Source organism: Pseudomonas sp. Irchel s3b5 (assembly GCF_900187435.1).
In the GTDB taxonomy this organism is placed as follows: Bacteria; Pseudomonadota; Gammaproteobacteria; order Pseudomonadales; family Pseudomonadaceae; genus Aquipseudomonas.
Genome location: NZ_FYDY01000005.1, coordinates 198150 through 221362, shown reverse-complemented (window position 1 = coordinate 221362; position 23213 = coordinate 198150). Strand labels below are relative to the sequence as shown.

The window sequence follows — 23213 nt, the reverse complement described above, 5'->3', positions numbered from 1 at the left end:
AAGCCGGGCCGATGTCCCTCCTTTGCCCTACACCTTTCAACGAGTTTTCCAGATTACCAATGAATAAAGCCCTCTCCGACCTGTCCTCCCACACCCCGATGATGCAGCAGTACTGGCGCCTGAAGAACCAGCACCCGGACCAGCTGATGTTCTACCGCATGGGTGACTTCTACGAGATCTTCTACGAGGACGCGAAGAAGGCCGCCAAGTTGCTGGACATCACCCTGACCGCCCGTGGGCAGTCGGCAGGTCAGGCGATTCCGATGTGCGGGATTCCTTATCACGCCGCCGAAGGCTACCTGGCGAAACTGGTGAAGCTCGGTGAGTCGGTGGTGATCTGCGAACAAGTCGGCGACCCGGCCACCAGTAAAGGGCCGGTCGAGCGGCAGGTCGTGCGGATCATCACACCGGGGACAGTGAGTGACGAAGCGCTGCTGGATGAACGCCGGGACAACCTGATCGCCGCGGTACTGGGCGATGAGCGCCTGTTCGGTCTGGCAGTGCTGGACATCACCAGCGGCAACTTCAGCGTGCTGGAAATCAAGGGCTGGGAAAACCTGCTGGCAGAGCTGGAGCGGGTCAACCCGGTTGAGTTGTTGATCCCGGACGATTGGCCGAAGGATCTACCAGCGGAAAAACGCCGTGGGGTTCGTCGCCGTGCGCCGTGGGATTTTGAGCGCGATTCGGCGCTGAAAAGTCTTTGTCAGCAATTCTCCACCCAGGACCTCAAAGGTTTTGGCTGCGAAAACCTGACCCTGGCCATCGGTGCCGCCGGTTGCCTGCTGGCTTATGCGAAGGAAACCCAGCGCACCGCCCTGCCGCACTTGCGCAGCCTGCGCCATGAACGCCTGGACGATACGGTGGTGCTGGACGGCGCCAGCCGTCGTAACCTGGAACTCGATACCAACCTGGCGGGCGGTCGCGACAACACGCTGCAATCGGTGGTTGATCGTTGCCAGACGGCCATGGGCAGCCGCCTGCTGACCCGCTGGTTGAATCGCCCACTGCGAGACTTGACCGTTCTGCTGGCTCGTCAGACCTCGATCACGTGCCTGCTCGACCGCTATCGCTTCGAGCAACTGCAACCCCAGCTCAAGGAAATCGGCGATATCGAGCGGATTCTCGCGCGAATCGGCCTGCGCAATGCACGTCCGCGCGACCTTGCACGCCTGCGAGATGCCCTCGGCGCCCTGCCACAACTGCAAGTGGCAATGACCGAGCTCGAGGCGCCGCACCTCCAGCAATTGGCAACCACCACCAGCACCTACCCGGAACTGGCGGCGCTGCTGGAAAAAGCCATCGTCGACAATCCACCGGCGGTCATCCGTGACGGCGGCGTGCTGAAGACCGGTTACGACAGCGAACTCGATGAACTGCAATCGCTCAGCGAAAACGCCGGGCAATTCCTGATCGACCTCGAAGCACGGGAGAAGGCCCGCACTGGCCTGTCCCATCTGAAGGTCGGTTACAACCGCATCCACGGTTACTTCATCGAATTGCCAAGCAAGCAGGCCGAATCAGCACCGGCCGACTATATCCGCCGTCAGACCCTCAAGGGTGCCGAGCGCTTTATCACCCCGGAACTCAAGGCGTTCGAAGACAAGGCGCTGTCCGCCAAGAGTCGTGCCCTGGCCCGCGAAAAGATGCTGTACGAGGCATTGCTCGAAGACTTGATCAGCCAACTTCCACCGCTGCAAGACACGGCTGGCGCGCTGGCTGAGCTGGACGTGCTGAGCAACCTGGCCGAACGCGCGCTGAACCTCGACCTGAACTGCCCGCGCTTCGTCAGCGAGCCGTGCATGCGCATCAGTCAAGGTCGTCACCCAGTGGTTGAGCAGGTATTGACCACGCCGTTCGTGGCCAACGACCTGAGCCTGGACGACAACACGCGCATGCTGGTCATTACCGGTCCGAACATGGGCGGTAAATCCACCTACATGCGCCAGACTGCGCTGATCGTGTTGTTGGCACATATCGGCAGCTTTGTACCGGCCGCCAGTTGCGAACTGTCGCTGGTCGACCGGATCTTCACCCGCATCGGCTCCAGCGATGACCTGGCCGGTGGGCGATCGACCTTCATGGTCGAGATGAGCGAAACCGCGAACATTCTGCACAACGCCACCGAGCGCAGCCTGGTGCTGATGGACGAAGTCGGTCGCGGCACCAGCACCTTCGACGGCCTCTCCCTGGCGTGGGCTGCCGCCGAACGCCTGGCGTATCTGCGCGCTTACACGCTGTTCGCCACCCACTACTTCGAACTGACCGTGTTGCCTGAGGCTCAACCGCTGGTGGCCAACGTGCATCTCAATGCCACCGAGCACAACGAACGCATCGTGTTCCTCCACCACGTATTGCCGGGGCCGGCCAGTCAGAGCTACGGCCTGGCTGTTGCCCAGCTGGCTGGCGTGCCAACTGAAGTGATTGCGCGCGCCCGTGAGCATTTGAGCCGCCTGGAAGATACCGCCCTGCCCCACGAAGCGCCCCAGCCAGCCAAAGGCAAACCGGCCGCGCCGCAGCAAAGCGATCTGTTCGCCAGCCTGCCGCATCCGGTGCTGGACGATCTCGCCAAGCTGGATCTGGACGATATGACGCCCCGTCGTGCTCTCGAAATGCTCTATACACTAAAGACACGGATCTAACGCACACGCTTGCAAGCTGTTAGAATCTCGCGCGGTTTGGGATGCTGTGGGCTATTAGCCTGACCTGCAGACTATCGCTCCCAAACCTGGCGACCCCTACGTGAAGGGGCGCAGCAAGCCGCGCCTGAGGAGAAAATTAGAAATGACCTTCGTCGTCACCGACAACTGCATCAAGTGCAAGTACACCGACTGCGTAGAAGTGTGTCCGGTGGACTGCTTTTACGAAGGCCCGAATTTCCTGGTGATTCACCCGGATGAGTGCATCGACTGCGCACTGTGCGAACCTGAATGCCCGGCTGTGGCCATCTTCTCCGAAGATGAAGTGCCTGCTGGAATGGAACACTTCATTGCGTTGAACACGGAGTTGGCCGAGATCTGGCCGAACATCACTGAACGCAAAGATCCACTGCCAGACTCCGAAGAGTGGGATGGCAAGAAAGACAAGTTCGAACACCTCGAACGCTGATTACCCCCGCGTTCTCTGAAAAGGCCCCACAAGGGCCTTTTTGCTTTTCTGCAGGCAAAAAAAGGGGCGGTTTGACCCGCCCACATTTTTTCCCTATTCCCTGTGTTCCTTTTCATCGTCCTGATGAATCGCATCCTGCGATATCCCTTTCCCTCATCCTTGAAAGACGTGCCTGTCCGTCGGCACACGCTGAATACTAGAGCTTTCTTCACCTGGATCAATCGACCTACTAATGGCGGCGACGACTGCCACATGCAGTTAACTTTTATTTTTATCCTTATAAATCAAGTAGATAAAAATACAACCCACTCAAAATAGTCGCCTGACCAGGTTAAAAAATACGAACACTTACGCAAGAGTAAGCCAGGGCTTACAACGCAAAACAAAAAACCAAAATCAGACTTCGTCAAAAAGCGGGCAATAAAAACCCCGAGCCAGTCGGGGTTTTTTAACGCCATCGCAACGAATGCCTTATTGAAACAGCGATTCGCTCGACAGGCCGTTTTTCTCCAGGATTTCGCGTAGTCGCTTCAATCCTTCCACCTGAATCTGTCTGACCCGTTCCCGGGTCAGGCCAATTTCCAGGCCTACGTCTTCGAGGGTACTGCTTTCATGACCGCGCAGGCCGAAGCGGCGAATGACCACCTCGCGTTGCTTGTCGGTCAGCTCCGAGAGCCATTGATCGATGCTTTGCGACAGGTCATCGTCCTGCAGCAGCTCGCATGGATCGGTAGGTCGGTCGTCGGTAAGGGTGTCCAGCAGGGTTTTATCCGAATCCGGCCCCAGCGAGACATCGACTGAAGATACCCGCTCGTTCAGGCCGAGCATGCGCTTGACCTCTCCCACCGGTTTTTCCAGCAGGTTGGCGATTTCTTCGGGTGAGGGTTCGTGGTCGAGTTTTTGCGTCAGCTCCCGTGCAGCCCGCAGGTACACGTTCAGCTCTTTGACCACATGAATCGGCAACCGGATGGTGCGGGTCTGATTCATGATTGCGCGTTCGATGGTCTGACGAATCCACCAGGTCGCGTAGGTCGAAAAGCGGAAACCGCGCTCGGGGTCGAACTTCTCCACTGCCCGGATCAAGCCGAGGTTGCCCTCTTCAATCAGATCGAGCAGCGACAAGCCACGATTGACATAGCGCCGGGCGATTTTCACCACCAGCCGCAGGTTGCTTTCAATCATGCGTTTGCGCCCGGCCGGATCGCCACTTTGCGACAAGCGCGCAAAATGAACTTCTTCTTCGGGGGATAACAGGGGGGAAAAGCCGATTTCATTGAGATACAGCTGCGTGGCATCAAGCGCCCGCGTGTAGTCAATGTACTTGTGTTGCTTCAACGAAGCGGAGTGTTTGGATTTCGCGCGAACGGAAGGTGGAGCCGCCCCTTCATCATTCGACATCGAATCCGTATCGATAACGGCCTCCATAAGGAGAACCTCATCGTCGATGTCAAACTCCGGCACTTCTTTACTGAGAGCCATTGTTATAGTCCTTTGGTGAGTTCGACCTCAAGCTCAAGCGACGCCTTTATCCTTGGCAACGCTGGAGCCTGTCCCCTCTACGCGACGGAACAGGCTGGTAGCGATCAACGGCGTGGCAGGAATTGCAGCGGATCTACTGGTTTACCTTGGCGGCGAATCTCAAAATGCAGTTTCACCCGGTCTGTCCCCGTTGACCCCATTTCCGCAATTGTCTGTCCGACCTTGACCTGCTGCCCCTCCCGGACCAACAGCCTGCGGTTATGTCCGTAGGCACTGACGTAGGTTTCGCTGTGTTTGATGATGACTAATTCGCCGTAGCCCCTTAAGCCACTCCCGGCGTATACCACCGTCCCATCAGACGCAGCTAAAACAGGCTGTCCCAAATCTCCGGCGATATCAATTCCTTTATTCAAACTGCCGTTTGAAGAGAATTTTCCAATAAGAATGCCATTAGAAGGCCATCCCCAGCCGGTCGGGGCTGGGCCTGCTGGAGGCATCGGCGCGGGGGCTGGTTTGCTCGCGACGGACGGTACAGCCGTCGTTGTGGTCGTGGTCGAACCGTTTGCCGCTCGACGTACAACCGTGGTTTTGCTCGACGACGAAGGCGATGAACCGGACGAACTTGCCACGTTTGTCGATGTTGAACCGGTGCGCCCATCGAAGCGAATCGTCTGACCCGGCCGGATCGTGTAAGGCGCTGGAATGTTGTTTCGTGCCGCGAGGGCCTTGTAGTCCCAGCCGTAGCGAAAAGCGATGGAGAACAGGGTGTCTTTTGGCCGAACGACGTATTGCCCCGTTGTCACTGCCGGGCGCTGCGCGGCGGCATTTCGGTCAACAACACGTGCGTCGCTGGATTTGTTGCTGGAGCAACCGACCAGCAAGGTGCTCAAGACAAGGCCAGTCACCAGGCGCTGAAAGCTCGTTTTACCCATACGCTGCGCAATGACTGTGAGACTCACCCGCCGCTCCCTCTGTGGTGGCTGAAAATGTGAAATACCGGATTCCGGCGCGAAATGTCGCAAGTATAACGGGCCGTGCAGGCTTTACCCTTAATGAAGCGAAATAGCTTGGCGCACACGTTTGCGGTCTGGCAAAACAACCCGTTTAACCATTCGATGCCGCTGTAAGACAGAGGCAATCGAAGAGAATTCAGCGGACTGAAACAAATGCTCAGGCCAGTGGCCCATTGAGCAGTGGAACGAAGCGCACATTGCCCAGAACACGCCGGGAAAACCCTTGCTCTTCACGGATGATCAACATCAATTGCTGGACTTCACCGGCGCCGACCGGAATCACCAGACGCCCGCCTGGCGCCAGCTGATCCAGCAATGCCTGTGGCACATCTGTCGCCACGGCGGTCACGATGATGCCGTTGTACGGAGCCAGTGCAGGCCAGCCTTCCCAGCCATCACCCCAGCGGAACACCACGTTGCGCAGGTTGAGTTCGACCAGGCGTTCCTTGGCCCGATCCTGCAAGACCTTGATGCGCTCGACCGAAAATACCCGCTCGACCAGTTGCGACAGCACCGCCGTTTGATAGCCCGAGCCGGTGCCGATCTCCATCACTTTGTCCAGCGGCCCTGCTTCCAGCAGCAACTCGCTCATGCGAGCCACCATATACGGCTGGGAGATGGTCTGGTTGTTCCCGATCGGCAACGCGGTGTCTTCGTAGGCACGGTGTGCCAGCGCCTCATCGACAAACAGGTGTCGCGGTGTACGGCGAATGACTTCCAGCACCTTGGCGTTGGAGATGCCTTCTTCATACAGGCGCTGAATGAGGCGTTCGCGGGTGCGTTGAGAAGTCATTCCGATGCCGCGACGCAGCATATCGTCTTGTTCACGCCCCATTAGCGCAGCCCCTCCAGCCAGCCTTCGAGACTTGCGAAGGCATCGTTGAAGGTACGATCCAGTTGCAACGGAGTGATCGAAACATAACCTTGCATCACCGCATGAAAATCGGTGCCCGGGCCGCCGTCCTCGGCATCCCCCGCCGCCGCAATCCAGTATCCGGACTTGCCTCGTGGATCTACCACCTTCACCGGCGCAGCCGCGCGGGCGCGATGACCGAGACGGGTCAGTTGGATACCGCGGATGCGGTCAAGCGGCAGATTGGGAATGTTCACGTTCAGCACCGTACGCGGTGGCAAGTCGAGACCGGCGTGCGCCTCGACCAGCTTGCGTGCGAAATAGGCTGCTGTAGGAAGATTCTCGACCTGTCGAGAGACCAACGAAAAAGCAAACGAAGGACACTTCAGGAAACGCCCTTCAAGGGCTGCCGCCACCGTGCCGGAATACAAAACATCGTCCCCCAGGTTCGCGCCCAGGTTGATGCCGGAAACCACCATGTCCACTTCATGCTCCAGCAAGCCGTTAAGGCCCAGGTGCACGCAATCGGTGGGCGTGCCATTGATGCTGATAAAGCCATTGGCAAGGGTTTGCGGGTGCAACGGACGGTCGAGCGTCAGCGAACTGCTGGCGCCGCTTTTGTCCTGGTCCGGGGCGATAACCACGCATTCGGTGTAATCCGCCAGCGCAGCATAAAGCGCGGCAAGACCGGGTGCGGTTACCCCATCATCGTTCGAAATCAGAATACGCATGGGCTGTCCGTCTGCCCCACCGGCACCAGATCAACAAGCTCGCGCACTAATACAGTGGCAAAGCATCCGGCCGGCAGGACGAATTCCAGTTGCAGAATGTCAGGCTCGGGATAATGCCACGTCAACCCGCCAATGGGCAGCCGCAGGATGCGACGTTCGTGGCTCATTCCGGCGTTAATCAACCAATCGCGCAAATCTGCTTCGCGCGCGGCGATTGCCTGCTCCAGTTCATGGACTGCGCCCGCGGTCGGCGAGTCACCTTCGCCCCACTGCGGCCCGGTCGGGTGCAGATCAAGAATCGCCAGACGCGGGTCGCTGCACTCGGCCTCACCGGCTGGAAAGAAACTGCGGCTGTCAGTGAACGCGAGCAAATCACCGACCTGGGCACGTTGCCAGGTGCCATCGGCAACCCGCGCCGCCAGCACCTGGTTGAACAGAAAACTGCGGGCCGTGGAAAGCAGGCGCGAACGCACGTTGCGCTGCTCCGGCAGTGCCTTGCGTGCGGCCCAGGCGCGGGCGTCGACCACGTTGCCGCCGTCATGCCCGAAACGCTGGGTACCGAAGTAATTCGGAATGCCTTGTTTAACGATCTGCTGCAGGCGTTCGTCGATGGCGGCCTTGTCACCCGCGAATTGCGTCAGGCGCAAAGTGAACCCGTTGGCCGAGTGGGCACCGCGTTGCAGCTTGCGCTTGTGACGGCTGGTCTTGAGGATTTTCAGCGTGTCGTTTTCTGCGGCCGACAGATCCGGATCGGCCTTGCCCGGCAGTTGCACGCTGAACCACTGACGCGTCAACGCCTGACGGTCCTTGAGCCCGGCATAACTGACGGTACGCAAGGGGACGCCTGCCGCTTTGGCGATTCGCCGTGCCGCTTCTTCCGTGTTCAAGCCACGCTTTTCCACCCAGATCCACAGGTGCTCGCCGTCGCCACTGAGCGGAATATCCAGGACTTCATCGACCTGAAAATCTTCCGCGATGGCTTTCAGTACCGCGCAGCCCAGGGGCTCGCCGTATGCACGGGGGCCAAGCAATTGCAGTTCGTTCATGCGCGCAACAACAAGGCAACGGAATGCACGGCGATGCCTTCTTCGCGACCGACAAAGCCGAGCTTTTCGGTGGTGGTAGCTTTAACGTTCACTTGATCCAACTCAACTTGAAGATCCGCGGCAATCAGCGCGCGCATCGATTCGATATGCGGGGCCATTTTCGGCGCCTGGGCGACGATGGTGTTGTCGACGTTGCCGACCTTCCAGCCTTTGGCGTGGATCAGGGCAACGACATGACGCAACAGCACACGGCTGTCGGCGCCTTTGAATTGTGGATCGGTATCCGGAAAATGCTTGCCGATATCACCCAGCGCAGCAGCGCCGAGCAAGGCATCGCTCAAGGCGTGCAGCAGGACGTCACCGTCGGAATGAGCGAGCAGCCCGAAGCTGTGTGCGATACGCACGCCGCCCAGAGTAATGAAATCGCCTTCAGCGAAACGGTGCACATCATAGCCGTGGCCAATACGCATAAAAAAACGCCCCGATTTTTGTCAGGGCGTGATTCTACCTGCATTAGGCACCTAGAGCATGCGCGTGATGCCGCAAGTGGTCCTCGATGAAACTGGCGATGAAGAAATAGCTGTGGTCGTAGCCCGGTTGCAGGCGCAACGTCAGCGGATAACCGGCCAGTTTGCTGGCCTGTTGCAAGGCTTCCGGCTTGAGCTGGGTGGCAAGGAAGTCATCGCGATCGCCTTGATCGACCAGTAACGGCAACTTCTCGTCAGCCTCGGCGATCAACGCACAGGCATCCCATTCACGCCATTTCGAACGGTCTTCTCCCAGGTAACGAGAGAAAGCCTTATGCCCCCATGGGCAATCCATCGGATTGTTGATCGGCGAGAGCGCCGACACCGAGCGATAACGCCCCGGATTGCGCAGCGCACAGACCAATGCACCGTGACCGCCCATGGAATGTCCGCTGATGCCGCGCTTGTCCGATGCGGGGAAATGGGCTTCGACCAATGCCGGCAATTCCTGCACGACATAGTCATGCATCCGATAATGCCGCGACCAGGGTTCCTGAGTGGCATTCAAATAGAAACCGGCGCCGAGACCGAAGTCCCAGGCACCCTCCGGATCACCCGGCACATCAGGACCGCGCGGGCTGGTGTCCGGCGCGACGATGATCAGCCCCAGTTCGGCGGCCATGCGCAGGGCACCGGCCTTGTGCATGAAGTTCTCGTCGGTGCAGGTCAGGCCGGACAGCCAGTACAGCACCGGCAACGTGCCACCCTGCTCCGCTTGCGGCGGCAGGTACACGGCGAACACCATGTCGCAGCCGAGCACTTCGGACCGATGACGGTAGCGTTTGTGCCAGCCGCCGAAGCTTTTCTGGCAGGAGATGTTTTCCAGGCTCATGGCGGACCTCAGAAATGGATGACGGAGCGGATGCTTTTTCCTTCGTGCATCAGGTCAAACGCCTTGTTGATATCTTCCAGGCCCATGGTGTGGGTGATGAAAGTATCCAGCGGGATTTCGCCGGTCTCGGCCATTTCCACATAGCTTGGCAACTCGGTACGGCCGCGCACGCCACCGAACGCCGAACCGCGCCAGACGCGACCGGTGACCAGCTGGAACGGACGGGTCGAGATTTCCTGGCCGGCACCGGCAACGCCGATAATGACCGACTCGCCCCAACCCTTGTGGCAGCATTCCAGCGCCGCGCGCATCAGTTGCACATTACCGATGCACTCGAAGGAAAAGTCGACGCCGCCATCGGTCATGTCGACGATGACTTCCTGGATCGGGCGATCGAAGTCTTTCGGGTTCACACAATCGGTTGCACCCAGTTGCTTGGCGATCTCGAATTTGGCCGGGTTGATGTCGATGGCAATGATGCGCGCAGCCTTGGCTTTCACCGCGCCGATGACCGCGGACAAACCGATGCCGCCGAGGCCGAAAATGGCCACGGTGTCACCCGGTTTTACCTTGGCAGTGTTAAGCACCGCACCGATGCCGGTGGTGACACCGCAGCCCAGCAGGCAGACTTTTTCCAGCGGTGCTTCTTTGGCAATTTTGGCGACGGAGATTTCCGGCAACACGGTGTACTCGGAGAACGTCGAGGTCCCCATGTAGTGGAAAATCGGTTGGCCTTTGTAGGAAAAACGCGAAGTGCCGTCAGGCATCAGGCCTTTACCCTGGGTCGCACGAATCGCCTGACACAGGTTGGTCTTGCCCGACAGGCAGAATTTGCACTGGCGGCATTCCGGGGTGTACAGCGGGATTACATGATCACCGACCGCAACAGACGTCACGCCCTCGCCAATTGCCTCGACAATCGCCCCGCCTTCGTGACCGAGAATCGACGGGAAGATGCCTTCCGGGTCGGCGCCCGACAGGGTGTAGGCATCGGTATGGCAGACACCGGAAGCCACCACGCGCAACAACACTTCACCGGCCTTGGGCATGGCGACATCGACTTCAACGATCTCCAGAGGCTTCTTGGCCTCGAAGGCAACGGCGGCGCGCGACTTGATCATGGTGACTCTCCAGTGAATTAAAACGAGACCGTGAGTGTAATACAGCGCCACACAGTGAATAATCCGGACAAAAGCAAAACATTATTGCCATGCAGGGATAATCATCGATGTCCGACAATCGCTGGGAAGGCATTGACGAGTTCGTCGCCGTTGCCGAATGCAGCCAGTTCACCGCGGCGGCGGAGCGACTGGGGGTTTCTTCCTCCCATGTCAGTCGACAAATCGTACGCCTTGAAGAACGTTTGCAGACTCGTCTGCTCTACCGCAGTACCCGCCGGGTCACGCTGACCGAAGCCGGGCAAACCTTCCTGCAACATTGCCAGCGCTTGCAGGATGGCCGGGAAGAAGCGCTGCGTGCAGTCGGCGACTTGACCAGCGAACCCAAGGGCATGCTGCGCATGACCTGCGCCGTGGCCTACGGCGAGCGCTTCATCGTGCCGCTGGTGACCCGTTTCATGGGGCTGTATCCGCAACTGCGCATCGACATCGAACTGACCAATCGCCAACTCGACCTGGTGCACGAGGGCTTGGACCTGGCGATCCGCCTCGGCCGTTTGCAGGACTCGAGACTGGTCGCCACACGCCTCGCGCCGCGTCGGATGTTTCTCTGCGCATCCCCTTCCTACATAGAACGCTATGGTCGGCCACACAGTCTGTCGGAACTCAATCGGCACAATTGCCTGATCGGTAGCTCGGACGTCTGGCAGCTGGAACAGAACGGGCGGGAGTTTTCGCAACGGGTGCAGGGAAACTGGCGTTGCAACAGTGGGCAAGCGGTGCTGGACGCGGCGCTGCAAGGTGTCGGGCTGTGTCAGTTGCCGGATTATTACGTACTGGAGCATTTGAACAGCGGCGGGTTGATTTCACTGCTGGAGGCGCATCAACCACCGAATACCGCCGTGTGGGCGCTGTATCCGCAGCAGCGGCATCTGTCACCGAAGGTGCGCAAGTTGGTGGATTACTTGAAGGAGGGGTTGGCTGAAAGGCCGGAGTACAGGATTTAAGATCAAAAGATCGCAGCCTGCGGCAGCTCCTACAGGACCTCAGGTGATACGCAATCGATCTTTTAGCGGCGATTAGCCCAACGCTGTCTCAACCATTCAAGATCCTCAGGACGCGTCACCTTGAGGTTATCGGATCGCCCTTCGATCAGGCGTGGCGCCAAGCCGGCCCACTCCATCGCCGAGGCTTCATCGGTGACCACGGCATCTGCCACCAGGCTGTCAGCCAATGCCCGATGCAATGCGCCAAGGCGAAACATCTGCGGTGTGTAGGCCTGCCAGATCACACTACGATCAACGGTTTCTACCACACGACCGTGCTTGTCGACCCGTTTGAGGGTATCCCGCGCCGGAACCGCCAGCAGTCCACCGACAGGATCGTCAGCCAGCTCAGCCAGCAATTTGTCCAGATCGTCACGACTGAGGTTCGGCCGTGCGGCATCGTGGACCAGTACCCAATCCTCATCGTCGGCACCCTGCGCATGCAGATGCAACAACGCATTGAGCACCGAGCCGGACCGCTCGGAGCCGCCCTCGACCCGCGCAATACGTGTATCGCCGGCACACGCCAGGTTCGGCCAATAAGGATCATCAACAGCAAGACTGACCACCAGGCCTTTCAGGCAAGGATGATCAAGGAAACAGCCGAGGCTGTGTTCGAGAATTGTGCGCCCGCCCAGTTGCAAGTATTGCTTGGGACGGTCCGCGGCCATACGGGCACCGACGCCCGCGGCAGGAATCACGGCCCAGAAGGCCGGTAACGTCTGGTTCATTGCGCTAACTGGTAAAGTGTTTCACCGTCCTTGACCATGCCCAACTCGTGGCGAGCCCGTTCTTCGACGGTCTCCATGCCCTTCTTCAACTCGCTGACTTCAGCGTCCATCACCCGATTGCGTTCCAGCAAGATCTGGTTCTCAGCTTGCTGATCGGCAATCTGCTGAGTCAACTCGGCCACTTGCGCCAGACTGCCATTTCCCACCCACAGGCGGTACTGCAGGCCAGCCAGCAGCAGGAGCAAGACGAGGAACAACCAATTGGGACTGCGCATCGAATATCAGGTATCCAGTGAAAAAAAACAGCCACACCAAAACATGAAGCTACTGATAGCACGAAGCCTGGAAGAACCAGGCTTGTGCTCATAAGGCATCAGATTAGTGGCAAAAACGTCGCTGTAGCGATTTTTCCGACACAATCCGGTGTCTTTTTTACCACGTACTGCTTAGCCGCGGAATTCGCTGCGGCCGTTGTACTTGGCTTTGCCGTTCAACTGCTCTTCGATACGCAGCAGTTGGTTGTACTTGGACACGCGGTCGGAACGGCACAGGGAGCCGGTCTTGATCTGGCCAGCCGCAGTACCCACAGCCAGGTCGGCAATGGTCGAATCTTCGGTTTCGCCGGAGCGGTGCGAGATCACGGCGGTGTAACCGGCAGCCTTGGCCATCTGGATGGCTTCCAGGGTTTCGGTCAGGGTGCCGATCTGGTTGAACTTGATCAGGATCGAGTTGGCGATCTTTTTATCGATGCCTTCTTTCAGAATCTTGGTGTTGGTCACGAACAGGTCGTCGCCTACCAGTTGGGTCTTCTCGCCGATCTTGTCGGTGAGGATTTTCCAGCCAGCCCAGTCGGACTCGTCCAGGCCATCTTCAATGGAGATGATCGGGTAACGCTCGGTCAGACCTTTCAGGTAATCGGCGAAACCTTCAGCGGTGAACACCTGGCCTTCGCCGGACAGGTTGTACTTGCCGTCTTCGTAGAATTCGCTGGCGGCGCAGTCCAGTGCTAGGGTCACGTCGGTGCCCAGCTTGTAGCCAGCGTTGGCCACGGCTTCGGAGATCACTTTCAGTGCATCTTCGTTGGACGCCAGGTTCGGTGCGAAACCACCTTCGTCACCCACGGCAGTGCTCAGGCCACGGGCCTTCAACACAGCTTTGAGGTGATGGAAAATCTCGGTGCCCATGCGCAGACCTTCCGAGAAAGACTTGGCGCCAACCGGCTGAACCATGAATTCCTGGATGTCGACGTTGTTATCGGCGTGCTCGCCACCGTTGATGATGTTCATCATCGGAACCGGCATCGAGTAAACACCCGGGGTGCCGTTCAGGTTGGCGATGTGAGCGTACAGCGGCAGGTCCTGGTCCTGTGCTGCTGCCTTGGCCGCGGCCAGGGAAACGGCGAGGATCGCGTTGGCGCCCAGGGAACCTTTGTTTTCAGTACCGTCGAGCTTGATCATTGCCAGATCGAGCGCTTTCTGGTCGCTTGGGTCCATGCCTTTCAACAGGTCGCGGATCGGACCGTTGATGTTGGCGACGGCCTTCAGAACACCTTTGCCCAGGTAACGGCTCTTGTCGCCATCACGCAGCTCGAGCGCTTCACGCGAGCCAGTGGAAGCACCGGACGGCGCGCAGGCACTGCCGATGATGCCGTTGTCGAGAAGCACATCCGCTTCCACGGTGGGATTGCCCCGGGAGTCGAGAACTTCACGACCTTTGATGTCGACGATTTTAGCCATTGCTGTAAACACTCCAAAGTTGACGAAAAAGCTTTGTACCGCTCGATTTATAACTTGTAGGTCACATCTGCAGGAGCCGGCTTGCTGGCGATAGCACCCTCAGGGCACCCATCGCCAGCAAGCCGGCTCCTCCAACCGGATTCAAATGTTACGCGGTTTCTACCGTCGGAAAACTCTTCACCAGATCGTCCAGAGCTTTGAGCTGGGCCAGGAATGGCTCGAGCTTGTCCAGACGCAAGGCGCAAGGGCCATCGCACTTGGCATTGTCCGGATCCGGGTGAGCTTCGAGGAACAAGCCCGCCAAGGACTGGCTCATGCCAGCTTTTGCCAGGTCGAGGACCTGGGCGCGACGACCGCCCGCGGAATCGGAGCGACCGCCTGGCATTTGCAGCGCATGGGTCACGTCGAAGAACACCGGGTATTCGAACTGCTTCATGATGCCGAAGCCGAGCATGTCCACAACCAGGTTGTTGTAGCCGAAGCTCGAACCGCGCTCGCAGAGGATCAACTGATCGTTACCCGCTTCCACGCATTTGTTCAGGATGTGTTTCATTTCCTGAGGCGCGAGGAACTGGGCTTTCTTGATGTTGATCACCGCGCCGGTCTTGGCCATCGCGACCACGAGGTCGGTCTGGCGCGACAGGAAGGCCGGCAACTGGATGATGTCGCAGACTTCAGCAACGACCACGGCCTGATCCGGCTCGTGGACGTCGGTGATGATCGGCACGCCGAAGGCTTGCTTGATGTCCTGGAAAATCCGCATGCCTTCTTCCAGGCCCGGGCCACGGTAAGAGGTCACGGAGGAGCGGTTGGCCTTGTCGAAGCTGGCCTTGAACACATAAGGGATACCGAGTTTCTCGGTAACCTTGACGTACTCTTCGCAGACCTGCATCGCCATGTCACGGCTTTCCAGCACGTTCATGCCACCAAACAGCACCATTGGCTTGTCGTTGGCAATCTCGATATCGCCGACGCGGATAATCTTCTGGGCCATCAGGTTTTATGCCTTCTTCTGGTGTTGAGCCAAAGCCGCTTTAACAAAACCGCTGAACAACGGGTGACCGTCGCGAGGCGTCGAGGTGAACTCCGGGTGGAACTGGCAAGCCACGAACCATGGATGATCCGGCGCTTCAACCACTTCAACCAGCGCGCCATCACCGGAACGACCGGAGATCTTCAGGCCGGCTTCCATGATTTGCGGCAGCAGGTTGTTGTTCACTTCATAGCGATGACGGTGACGCTCGACGATCACGTCCTTGCCGTAGCAGCCATGAACCAGGGAACCCGGCTCCAGCAGGCAATCCTGCGCGCCGAGGCGCATGGTGCCGCCCAGGTCGGAGGTTTCGGTACGGGTTTCGACGGCGCCGGTGGCATCTTCCCACTCGGTGATCAGACCCACGACCGGGTGACCGCTTGCACGATCGAACTCGGTGGAGTTGGCGTCTTTCCAGCCCAGCACGTTACGAGCGAACTCGATCACGGCCACTTGCATGCCCAGGCAGATGCCCAGGTATGGAACCTTGTTTTCACGAGCGAATTGAACGGCAGTGATCTTGCCTTCCACGCCGCGCAGACCGAAACCACCAGGAACCAGAATCGCGTCCACACCTTCCAGCAGCGCGGTGCCCTGGTTTTCGATGTCTTCGGAATCGATGTAGCGCAGGTTGACCTTGGTGCGGTTGCTGATGCCGGCGTGACTCATCGCTTCGATCAGCGACTTGTAGGCGTCCAGCAGTTCCATGTACTTGCCGACCATGGCGATGGTGACTTCGTGCTCAGGGTTGAGCTTGGCGTCGACAACGGCTTCCCACTCGGACAGGTCGGCACCGCCGCACTGCAAGCCGAAGCGCTCGACCACAAAATCGTCCAGACCCTGGGAGTGCAGGATGCCCGGGATCTTGTAGATGGTGTCGGCGTCTTCCAGCGCGATCACCGCACGTTCTTCAACGTTGGTGAACTGGGCGATCTTGCGACGCGAGGAAATATCGATCGGGTGATCGGAGCGGCACACCAGCACGTCAGGTTGCAGACCGATGGAACGCAGTTCCTTCACCGAATGCTGGGTTGGCTTGGTTTTGGTTTCACCGGCAGTGGCGATGTACGGCACCAGCGTCAGGTGCATCAGCATCGCGCGCTTGGCGCCAACTTCGAAACGCAGCTGGCGGATGGCCTCGAGGAACGGTTGCGATTCGATGTCACCCACGGTGCCACCGATTTCGACCATCGCCACGTCGGCATCGCCTGCACCCTTGATGATGCGGCGCTTGATTTCGTCGGTGATATGCGGGATCACCTGGATGGTTGCACCCAGGTAGTCACCACGGCGCTCTTTGCGCAGCACGTGCTCGTAGACACGCCCCGTGGTGAAGTTGTTGTTCTGGGTCATGGTCGTGCGGATGAACCGCTCGTAGTGGCCCAGGTCCAGGTCGGTCTCGGCGCCGTCATGGGTGACGAACACCTCACCGTGCTGGAACGGGCTCATGGTGCCCGGGTCGACGTTGATGTACGGGTCCAGCTTCAGCATGGTGACCTTAAGTCCCCGCGCCTCCAGGATGGCCGCCAATGATGCCGATGCAATGCCTTTCCCCAAAGAAGAAACAACACCGCCCGTGACGAATATGTAGCGCGTCATGAAAAACCCTAGAAGTCTGCGTTAAAGCGGTCCGAGCCGCCGGGGGAAGCGAAGGAAGGCCGAAGCCCCCGATCACCTGCATTAATCACAGTGCACCTTTCAAAAAAACCGCCGCGTTGGGACAGACCGGGAGATGAAACACCGGTACGTTGCTCGCTACACATTTTTTGGAATCGCCCAGCAAAGACTGCTTGGTAATCGGCAACTCCTGCAATTCAGGCGAATCCACAGAAGTTGTATCAAGAAGGGAGCGTAGTCTACCGGAAAGCCCCTTTCAGCTCAAACCTTGATCTTCGATCGATGGCCGCCAATGCAAATGCCAGCCGCCGATCTCATCGCCGTCCAGCCCCCGAAGGTTCGCCACCGCCAGCAATTGCCCGTCTTTGTAGAGCAGCGGCAATCTGCCGCGCACGAATGACGGTACCCCGCGCTCATTAAGCAAACGCTTCAGGTCCCGATGGCCACGCCCCGGCAACGTCATCACCTCTCCCCCTTCACGATAGCGGATCTGCAACGGGCCATCGGGGATTTGTCCATTGAAGGTGAGCACACCGTTGTCCGCCAGAACCAGCGGCGCAGCAGGATTCAACCAGGCTCCAGCGGCAGGCACGGCGCGCAGCCAGCAACCGGACAGCCACCAGATGCGCCCGCCCGCCCGATGCAATTCTCCATCAGCCAACCGCCACACCGGGGAGGCATCACTGGTGGCATCACGTAAATTCGCCCAACCCGACCAATGGTCAGTGTCCGGCAGGCGAGTCAGCGGTTCGAGCCAGTGACTCAAGGCATTTCGCTGCCGGGCAGCGGAGAGTGCCGCGAGGGGAGCCAATGCCAGCGAGGGCAATCGCAACCAATCGAAGTCACTCGCCGAACCGGAGCAAGCCAGATCGATTTGCGCCAACTCATCGAGCAGTTCCTGCGCTTCACGCAGATGCGCAGCACTGCGGGCCATGGTCATCACCGCTTGGGGCCAACGCGCAGTCAGTAGCGGAAACACCTGATGACGCAGATAGTTGCGCGAGTGTTGTCGATCCTGATTCGAAGGATCTTCGATCCAGCTCAAACCCTGCTCGGTGGCGTAGGCCTCCAGTTCGGCCCGGGTGATGTCGAGTAATGGCCTTGAAAGGTATCCCTGCCCCAACACACGCTGATGCGGCATCCCCGACATCCCGCGCACGCCGGCACCCCGCAACAGTCGAAACAACAGGGTTTCTGCCTGATCGTCACGGTGCTGGGCAGTCAACAGCACTTCGTTGCACTGAAGGGCTTCTGTGAAGGCCTGATAACGCGCCTCCCGGGCCGCCCGCTCAAGACTGGCGCCCGACTGGACCTGCACCCGCACGACTTGCAGCGGCACACCCAACGCCGCACACACCGAATGGCAATGTTCAGGCCACGCATCCGCAGCGGCTTGAAGGCCGTGATGGACATGGATGGCGTTGAGCGCCGGCAGGGATTCGGTTTTGCAGAGTGTTGCCAGAAGGTGCAGCAGGACGGTGGAGTCGAGGCCACCGGAGAGGGCGATGTGCCAGGCTGTGGCGTTGCGCCAAGGCTCAAGATTCAACAAAAGCCGGGAACACAGATCACTCTTCGAAGGAGTCATAGAGATTGATCGTCCCTCATAAACCACTGCAGGCGCTGCCGCAGACTGCGGCAGCGCCTACAAGGGTATTGCGTTCAGTCGACTTACAGACCGTAGCTCATCAGTCGATCGTAACGGCGCTTGAGCAACGCTTCGTTGTCGAACTTCTTCAGCATCTTCAGTTGCGAGCTCAGCTCGGCACGGATCGACGCTGCGGCTGCGGCCGGATCACGGTGCGCGCCACCCAGTGGCTCGCCGATCACTTTATCCACAATACCCAGGCCTTTGAGGCGCTCGGCGGTGATGCCCATGGCTTCAGCGGCATCCGGCGCTTTCTCGGCGGTTTTCCACAGAATCGAAGCGCAACCTTCCGGCGAAATCACCGCGTAGGTCGAGTACTCCAGCATGTTCAGCTGATCGCAAACGCCAATGGCCAACGCACCACCGGAACCACCCTCACCGATCACGGTGGCGATGATTGGGGTTTTCAGGCGGGCCATGACACGCAGGTTCCAGGCAATCGCTTCGCTTTGGTTACGCTCTTCAGCGTCGATGCCAGGGTAGGCGCCCGGGGTATCGATGAAGGTCAGGATCGGCATCTTGAAGCGTTCGGCCATTTCCATCAGGCGGCACGCCTTGCGGTAGCCTTCCGGACGAGGCATGCCGAAGTTGCGGCGAACTTTTTCGCGCACTTCACGGCCTTTCTGGTGACCGATGATCATCACCGGCTGGTTGTCCAGGCGGGCAATACCGCCGACGATGGCAGCGTCGTCGGAGAAGTGACGGTCACCGTGCAATTCATCGAACTCGGTGAAGATGTGTTCGATGTAGTCCAGGGTGTACGGACGCTTCGGGTGGCGCGCCAGACGTGCGATCTGCCAGCTGGTCAGCTTGCCGAAAATGTCTTCGGTCAGCGTCTTGCTCTTGTCCTGCAGGCGGGAGATCTCATCGCCGATATTCAGCGAATTGTCATTACCGACCAAGCGCAACTCTTCGATCTTGGCTTGCAGGTCGGCGATCGGCTGTTCGAAATCTAGAAAATTCGGGTTCATAGGCGTCCGTCTTGGGTCGAGTCCCAAGTGATCTTGGGCCGGCCGGTTGTCTATTCGCGCCCTACCTTAAGGGAGAGGCGCGTTGAGGTCGAGATTAAAAATTCTGGTCATGCTCAGGATGCGTGATGGCACCCTGACCGTTAACGGTATTGGAGGAAGACGTTGTCTCGCCCGAACTGGTCACGCAAGGCTTGAATCAACGCATCCGCCGGATCGATTCTCCAGCCTTCGCCGAACTGCAGCATGGCCTTCGCATCGGGGCTGGTGTAGTCCATGGTGATCGGACAGGCACCGCGATGACGCTTCAACAAATCACCCAGCCAGCGAAGCTGATCGCCCTTGAGGTCCTTGGCGTGCAGCTTCAAACGCAGACTCTCGGCCAGGTTGGTGCGCGCATCCTCCATGCTCATCACTCGCTTGACTCGAAGGCGCAGCCCACCGGAGAAGTCGTCATTACTGACCTCGCCTTCGACCACCACCATCGCATCGGTCTGCAAGAGTGACTGCGCGGAGTGGAACGCATCGGCAAACAGCGACGCCTCGATCCGGCCAGAGCGGTCGTCAAGGGTGATGAACCCCATCTTGTCGCCTTTTTTATTCTTCATGACCCGCAGGGCGATGATCATGCCCGCAACGGTCTGCGTATCGCGGGCCGGTTTCAGGTCGATGATGCGCTGACGGGCGAAACGGCGGATTTCGCCTTCATATTCGTCGATCGGGTGACCGGTCAGATACAGGCCAAGCGTGTCTTTCTCGCCCTTGAGCCGTTCCTTGAGCGTCAGCTCCTTGGCTTTGCGATGGTTGCCGTAGACATCGGCGTCTTCCTCAACGAACAGGCCACCAAACAGGTCGGCGTGGCCGCTGTCGTGGGTGCGGGCGGTTTGTTCGGCGGCCTTGATCGCTTCTTCCATCGCGGTCAGCAGGACGGCGCGGTTGCGGTCGATGTTGGCCTGATAGGCTTTTTGTTCATCGTGGAAGTAAGGGCCGAGACGGTCCAGCGCGCCGCTGCGGATCAAGCCGTCGAGGGTCCGCTTGTTGATGCGCTTGAGGTCGACCCGGGCGCAGAAGTCGAACAGATCCTTGAACGGACCGTCCTGACGCGCCTCGGTGATCGCCTCGACCGGCCCCTCGCCGACGCCCTTGATGGCACCCAGACCGTAAATGATCCGGCCTTCGTCGTTCACCGTGAACTTGAACTCCGAGGTGTTCACATCCGGCGCGTCGAGGCGCAGCTTCATGGTGCGAATTTCTTCGATCAAGGTCACGACCTTGTCGGTGTTGTGCATGTCCGCCGACAGTACCGCAGCCATGAATGGCGCCGGGTAATGGGTTTTCAACCAGGCGGTCTGGTAGGAAACCAGACCGTATGCGGCGGAGTGAGACTTGTTAAAGCCGTAACCGGCGAATTTTTCTACCAGGTCGAAAATGTTACCGGCAAGGTCGGCGTCGATATTGTTGGTCTTGCAACCGTCAATGAAACCGCCGCGTTGCTTGGCCATTTCTTCGGGTTTTTTCTTACCCATGGCTCGACGCAACATGTCCGCGCCGCCGAGGGTGTAACCGGCCATCACCTGGGCAATCTGCATCACCTGTTCCTGATACAGGATGATGCCGTAAGTCGGCGCCAATACAGGTTTCAAGCCTTCGTACTGGTAGTCCGAGTGCGGGTACGCCAATTCGGCGCGACCATGCTTACGGTTGATAAAGTCGTCAACCATGCCGGACTGCAGCGGGCCCGGGCGGAACAGAGCTACCAGTGCGATCAAGTCTTCCAGGCAGTCGGGCTTGAGCTTTTTGATCAGCTCTTTCATGCCGCGCGATTCAAGCTGGAACACCGCCGTGGTTTCAGCTTTTTGCAGCAACGTGTACGTCGGTTTGTCGTCGAGCGGGATGAACGCGATGTCCAGCGGTGGCTCGTCGACCTTGGCGCGGTCGCGATTGATGGTCTTCAGCGCCCAGTCGATCACCGTCAACGTCCGCAGACCGAGGAAGTCGAACTTCACCAGACCGGCCGCTTCAACGTCATCCTTGTCGAACTGGGTTACCAGACCGTCACCGGCTTCGTCGCAATAAATCGGCGAGAAGTCGGTCAATTTGGTCGGCGCGATGACCACACCACCGGCGTGCTTGCCGACGTTACGCACAACACCTTCGAGCTTGCGGGCCATCTCCCAGATTTCCGCAGCCTCTTCATCGACCTTGATGAAGTCGCGCAGGATCTCTTCCTGCTCGTAGGCTTTTTCCAGGGTCATGCCGACTTCGAACGGAATCATCTTCGACAGACGATCCGCCAGGCCATAAGACTTGCCCTGCACCCGCGCCACGTCACGCACCACGGCTTTTGCCGCCATGGAACCGAAGGTGATGATCTGGCTTACCGCGTTGCGGCCATACTTCTCGGCCACGTAGTCGATCACCCGGTCACGACCATCCATGCAGAAGTCGACGTCGAAGTCGGGCATCGATACCCGTTCCGGGTTGAGGAAACGTTCGAACAGCAGGTCATATTCCAGCGGGTCGAGGTCGGTGATCTTCTGTACGTAGGCCACCAGCGATCCGGCACCCGACCCCCGGCCAGGACCAACCGGCACGCCGTTGCTCTTGGCCCACTGGATGAAGTCCATCACGATCAGGAAGTAACCCGGGAAGCCCATCTGGATGATGATATCCAGTTCGAAATTCAGCCGGTCGACATAGACCTGACGCTTGGCTTCGTAGTCTTCGGTGGTGTCCTTGGGCAGCAGAACGCTAAGCCGCTCCTCCAGACCATCAAAGGACACCTTGCGGAAATACTCGTCGATGGTCATGCCATCGGGGATCGGGAAGTTGGGCAGGAAGTGCGTACCCAGCTTCACTTCGATATTGCAGCGCTTGGCGATCTCGACGGTGTTTTCCAGCGCTTCGGGAATATCGCTGAACAGCTCAGCCATTTCATCGGCGCTTTTGAGGTACTGCTGATCGCTGTAGTTCTTCGAGCGTCGCGGATCGTCGAGGGCGCGGCCCTCACCGATGCACACGCGGGTTTCGTGGGCGGCGAAGTCTTCCTGCTTGATGAAGCGCACATCGTTGGTGGCCACGAGCGGCGCACCGAGCTTCTCGGCCAGGGCCACGGCGCCGTGCAGTTGCTCTTCATCGTTAGGGCGGTTGGTGCGCTGGATTTCCAGATAAAAACGATCCGGGAACACGGCCATCCACTCGCGAGCCAGGGTTTCGGCTTCGTCCGGATTGCCGCTGAGCATGGCCTGGCCGATTTCGCCCTCTTTGGCCGCCGACAGCATGATCAAGCCTGCGCTGGCTTCGGCCACCCACTCGCGCTCGATGATGACCGCGCCATTGCGCTGACCGTCGATAAAGCCGCGGGAAATCAGTTCGGTGAGGTTGCGATAGCCTTCGGCGTTCATCACCAGCAGGCTGATCCGGCTCAGTGCGTTGTCCGGATCCTTGTTCGACAGCCACAGGTCGGCGCCGCAGATCGGCTTGATCCCGGCACCCATGGCGTTTTTATAGAATTTGACCAGGGAACACATGTTGTTCTGATCGGTGACCGCTACGGCAGGCATGTTCATGCCGACCAGGGTCTTGACCAGCGGTTTGATCCGCACCAGACCGTCGACCAGGGAGTATTCAGTGTGCAGGCGTAGATGAACGAATGAAGCCGGCATAGTGATCCTGTCTGTGAACGTGAAGACAACAAGGCCCGGATTGTACCGGGCCTTGGTAGAAAAAATCA

Annotated in this window: 19 protein-coding genes; 3 read left to right on the top strand and 16 right to left on the bottom strand. The window is 58.9% G+C overall.

Features of this window, described 5'->3' with window-relative positions; all coding sequences use genetic code 11:
• Positions 1–59: 59 nt before the first annotated feature.
• Together mutS and fdxA are read left to right on the top strand one after the other, a co-directional pair.
• On the top strand, positions 60–2639 hold the full coding sequence (gene mutS / locus CKW15_RS08200; protein ID WP_095058895.1) for a DNA mismatch repair protein MutS: 2580 nt from the start codon (positions 60–62) through the stop codon (positions 2637–2639).
• A 142-nt stretch (positions 2640–2781) separates the two neighbouring features.
• Positions 2782–3105 (top strand): ferredoxin FdxA, encoded by a 324-nt coding sequence (fdxA, locus tag CKW15_RS08195; RefSeq protein WP_095152022.1) that lies wholly within the window; start codon positions 2782–2784, stop codon positions 3103–3105.
• Positions 3106–3576: 471 nt separating this feature from the next.
• On the opposite strand, the gene rpoS is transcribed toward fdxA, so the two are convergent.
• From rpoS to CKW15_RS08155, 8 genes are all read right to left on the bottom strand, one after another.
• Complete coding sequence (gene rpoS / locus CKW15_RS08190) at positions 3577–4584, bottom strand: RNA polymerase sigma factor RpoS (RefSeq protein WP_095058897.1); 1008 nt, start codon at positions 4582–4584, stop codon at positions 3577–3579.
• Between the two features lie 104 nt (positions 4585–4688).
• Positions 4689–5543, bottom strand: a complete 855-nt coding sequence (locus tag CKW15_RS08185; protein WP_095152021.1) for a peptidoglycan DD-metalloendopeptidase family protein — start codon at positions 5541–5543, stop codon at positions 4689–4691.
• 211 nt (positions 5544–5754) lie between these two features.
• On the bottom strand, positions 5755–6390 hold the full coding sequence (locus CKW15_RS08180; RefSeq protein ID WP_177408824.1) for a protein-L-isoaspartate(D-aspartate) O-methyltransferase: 636 nt from the start codon (positions 6388–6390) through the stop codon (positions 5755–5757).
• Between the two features lie 41 nt (positions 6391–6431).
• On the bottom strand, positions 6432–7181 hold the full coding sequence (gene surE / locus CKW15_RS08175) for a 5'/3'-nucleotidase SurE (RefSeq protein WP_095152020.1): 750 nt from the start codon (positions 7179–7181) through the stop codon (positions 6432–6434).
• Positions 7169–8227: a tRNA pseudouridine(13) synthase TruD gene (gene truD / locus CKW15_RS08170; protein ID WP_095152019.1), complete on the bottom strand. Its 1059-nt coding sequence runs from the start codon at positions 8225–8227 to the stop codon at positions 7169–7171. Before truD ends, surE begins: the two co-directional genes overlap by 13 nt.
• Entirely contained in the window at positions 8224–8697 is a 474-nt protein-coding gene (gene ispF / locus CKW15_RS08165) for a 2-C-methyl-D-erythritol 2,4-cyclodiphosphate synthase (RefSeq protein ID WP_038979164.1), read from the bottom strand. The genes truD and ispF overlap by 4 nt, the downstream gene beginning before the upstream one ends.
• A gap of 43 nt (positions 8698–8740) precedes the next feature.
• Positions 8741–9586 (bottom strand): S-formylglutathione hydrolase, encoded by an 846-nt coding sequence (gene fghA, locus CKW15_RS08160; protein ID WP_095152018.1) that lies wholly within the window; start codon positions 9584–9586, stop codon positions 8741–8743.
• An 8-nt stretch (positions 9587–9594) separates the two neighbouring features.
• On the bottom strand, positions 9595–10707 hold the full coding sequence (locus CKW15_RS08155) for an S-(hydroxymethyl)glutathione dehydrogenase/class III alcohol dehydrogenase (protein WP_008054058.1): 1113 nt from the start codon (positions 10705–10707) through the stop codon (positions 9595–9597).
• A gap of 107 nt (positions 10708–10814) precedes the next feature.
• Between CKW15_RS08155 and CKW15_RS08150 the strand changes: the two genes are divergently transcribed.
• Positions 10815–11711, top strand: a complete 897-nt coding sequence (locus CKW15_RS08150; RefSeq protein WP_095152017.1) for a LysR substrate-binding domain-containing protein — start codon at positions 10815–10817, stop codon at positions 11709–11711.
• A 62-nt stretch (positions 11712–11773) separates the two neighbouring features.
• On the opposite strand, the gene ispD is transcribed toward CKW15_RS08150, so the two are convergent.
• The 8 genes from ispD to dnaE all read right to left on the bottom strand — a co-directional run bounded on the left by ispD (position 11774) and on the right by dnaE (position 23145).
• A complete protein-coding gene (gene ispD, locus CKW15_RS08145; protein ID WP_095058904.1) occupies positions 11774–12481 on the bottom strand; it encodes a 2-C-methyl-D-erythritol 4-phosphate cytidylyltransferase in 708 nt (235 codons plus the stop codon).
• Entirely contained in the window at positions 12478–12756 is a 279-nt protein-coding gene (gene ftsB, locus CKW15_RS08140) for a cell division protein FtsB (protein WP_095058905.1), read from the bottom strand. Before ftsB ends, ispD begins: the two co-directional genes overlap by 4 nt.
• A 171-nt stretch (positions 12757–12927) precedes the next feature.
• Positions 12928–14217 (bottom strand): phosphopyruvate hydratase, encoded by a 1290-nt coding sequence (gene eno / locus CKW15_RS08135; RefSeq protein ID WP_095058906.1) that lies wholly within the window; start codon positions 14215–14217, stop codon positions 12928–12930.
• Positions 14218–14365: 148 nt separating this feature from the next.
• The gene (gene kdsA, locus CKW15_RS08130) at positions 14366–15211 is read right to left on the bottom strand and encodes a 3-deoxy-8-phosphooctulonate synthase (protein ID WP_095058907.1); all 846 of its coding nucleotides are present in this window, start codon (positions 15209–15211) and stop codon (positions 14366–14368) included.
• A gap of 6 nt (positions 15212–15217) precedes the next feature.
• Positions 15218–16849 carry a CTP synthase gene (locus tag CKW15_RS08125; protein WP_095058908.1) on the bottom strand — a complete coding sequence of 544 codons (1632 nt, stop codon included), beginning with the start codon at positions 16847–16849 and terminating at the stop codon, positions 15218–15220.
• A gap of 274 nt (positions 16850–17123) precedes the next feature.
• Complete coding sequence (gene tilS / locus CKW15_RS08120) at positions 17124–18452, bottom strand: tRNA lysidine(34) synthetase TilS (RefSeq protein ID WP_095152016.1); 1329 nt, start codon at positions 18450–18452, stop codon at positions 17124–17126.
• A gap of 83 nt (positions 18453–18535) precedes the next feature.
• Entirely contained in the window at positions 18536–19483 is a 948-nt protein-coding gene (locus CKW15_RS08115) for an acetyl-CoA carboxylase carboxyltransferase subunit alpha (protein ID WP_095058910.1), read from the bottom strand.
• 140 nt (positions 19484–19623) lie between these two features.
• Positions 19624–23145 carry a DNA polymerase III subunit alpha gene (gene dnaE, locus CKW15_RS08110; RefSeq protein WP_095058911.1) on the bottom strand — a complete coding sequence of 1174 codons (3522 nt, stop codon included), beginning with the start codon at positions 23143–23145 and terminating at the stop codon, positions 19624–19626.
• Positions 23146–23213 lie beyond the last annotated feature (68 nt).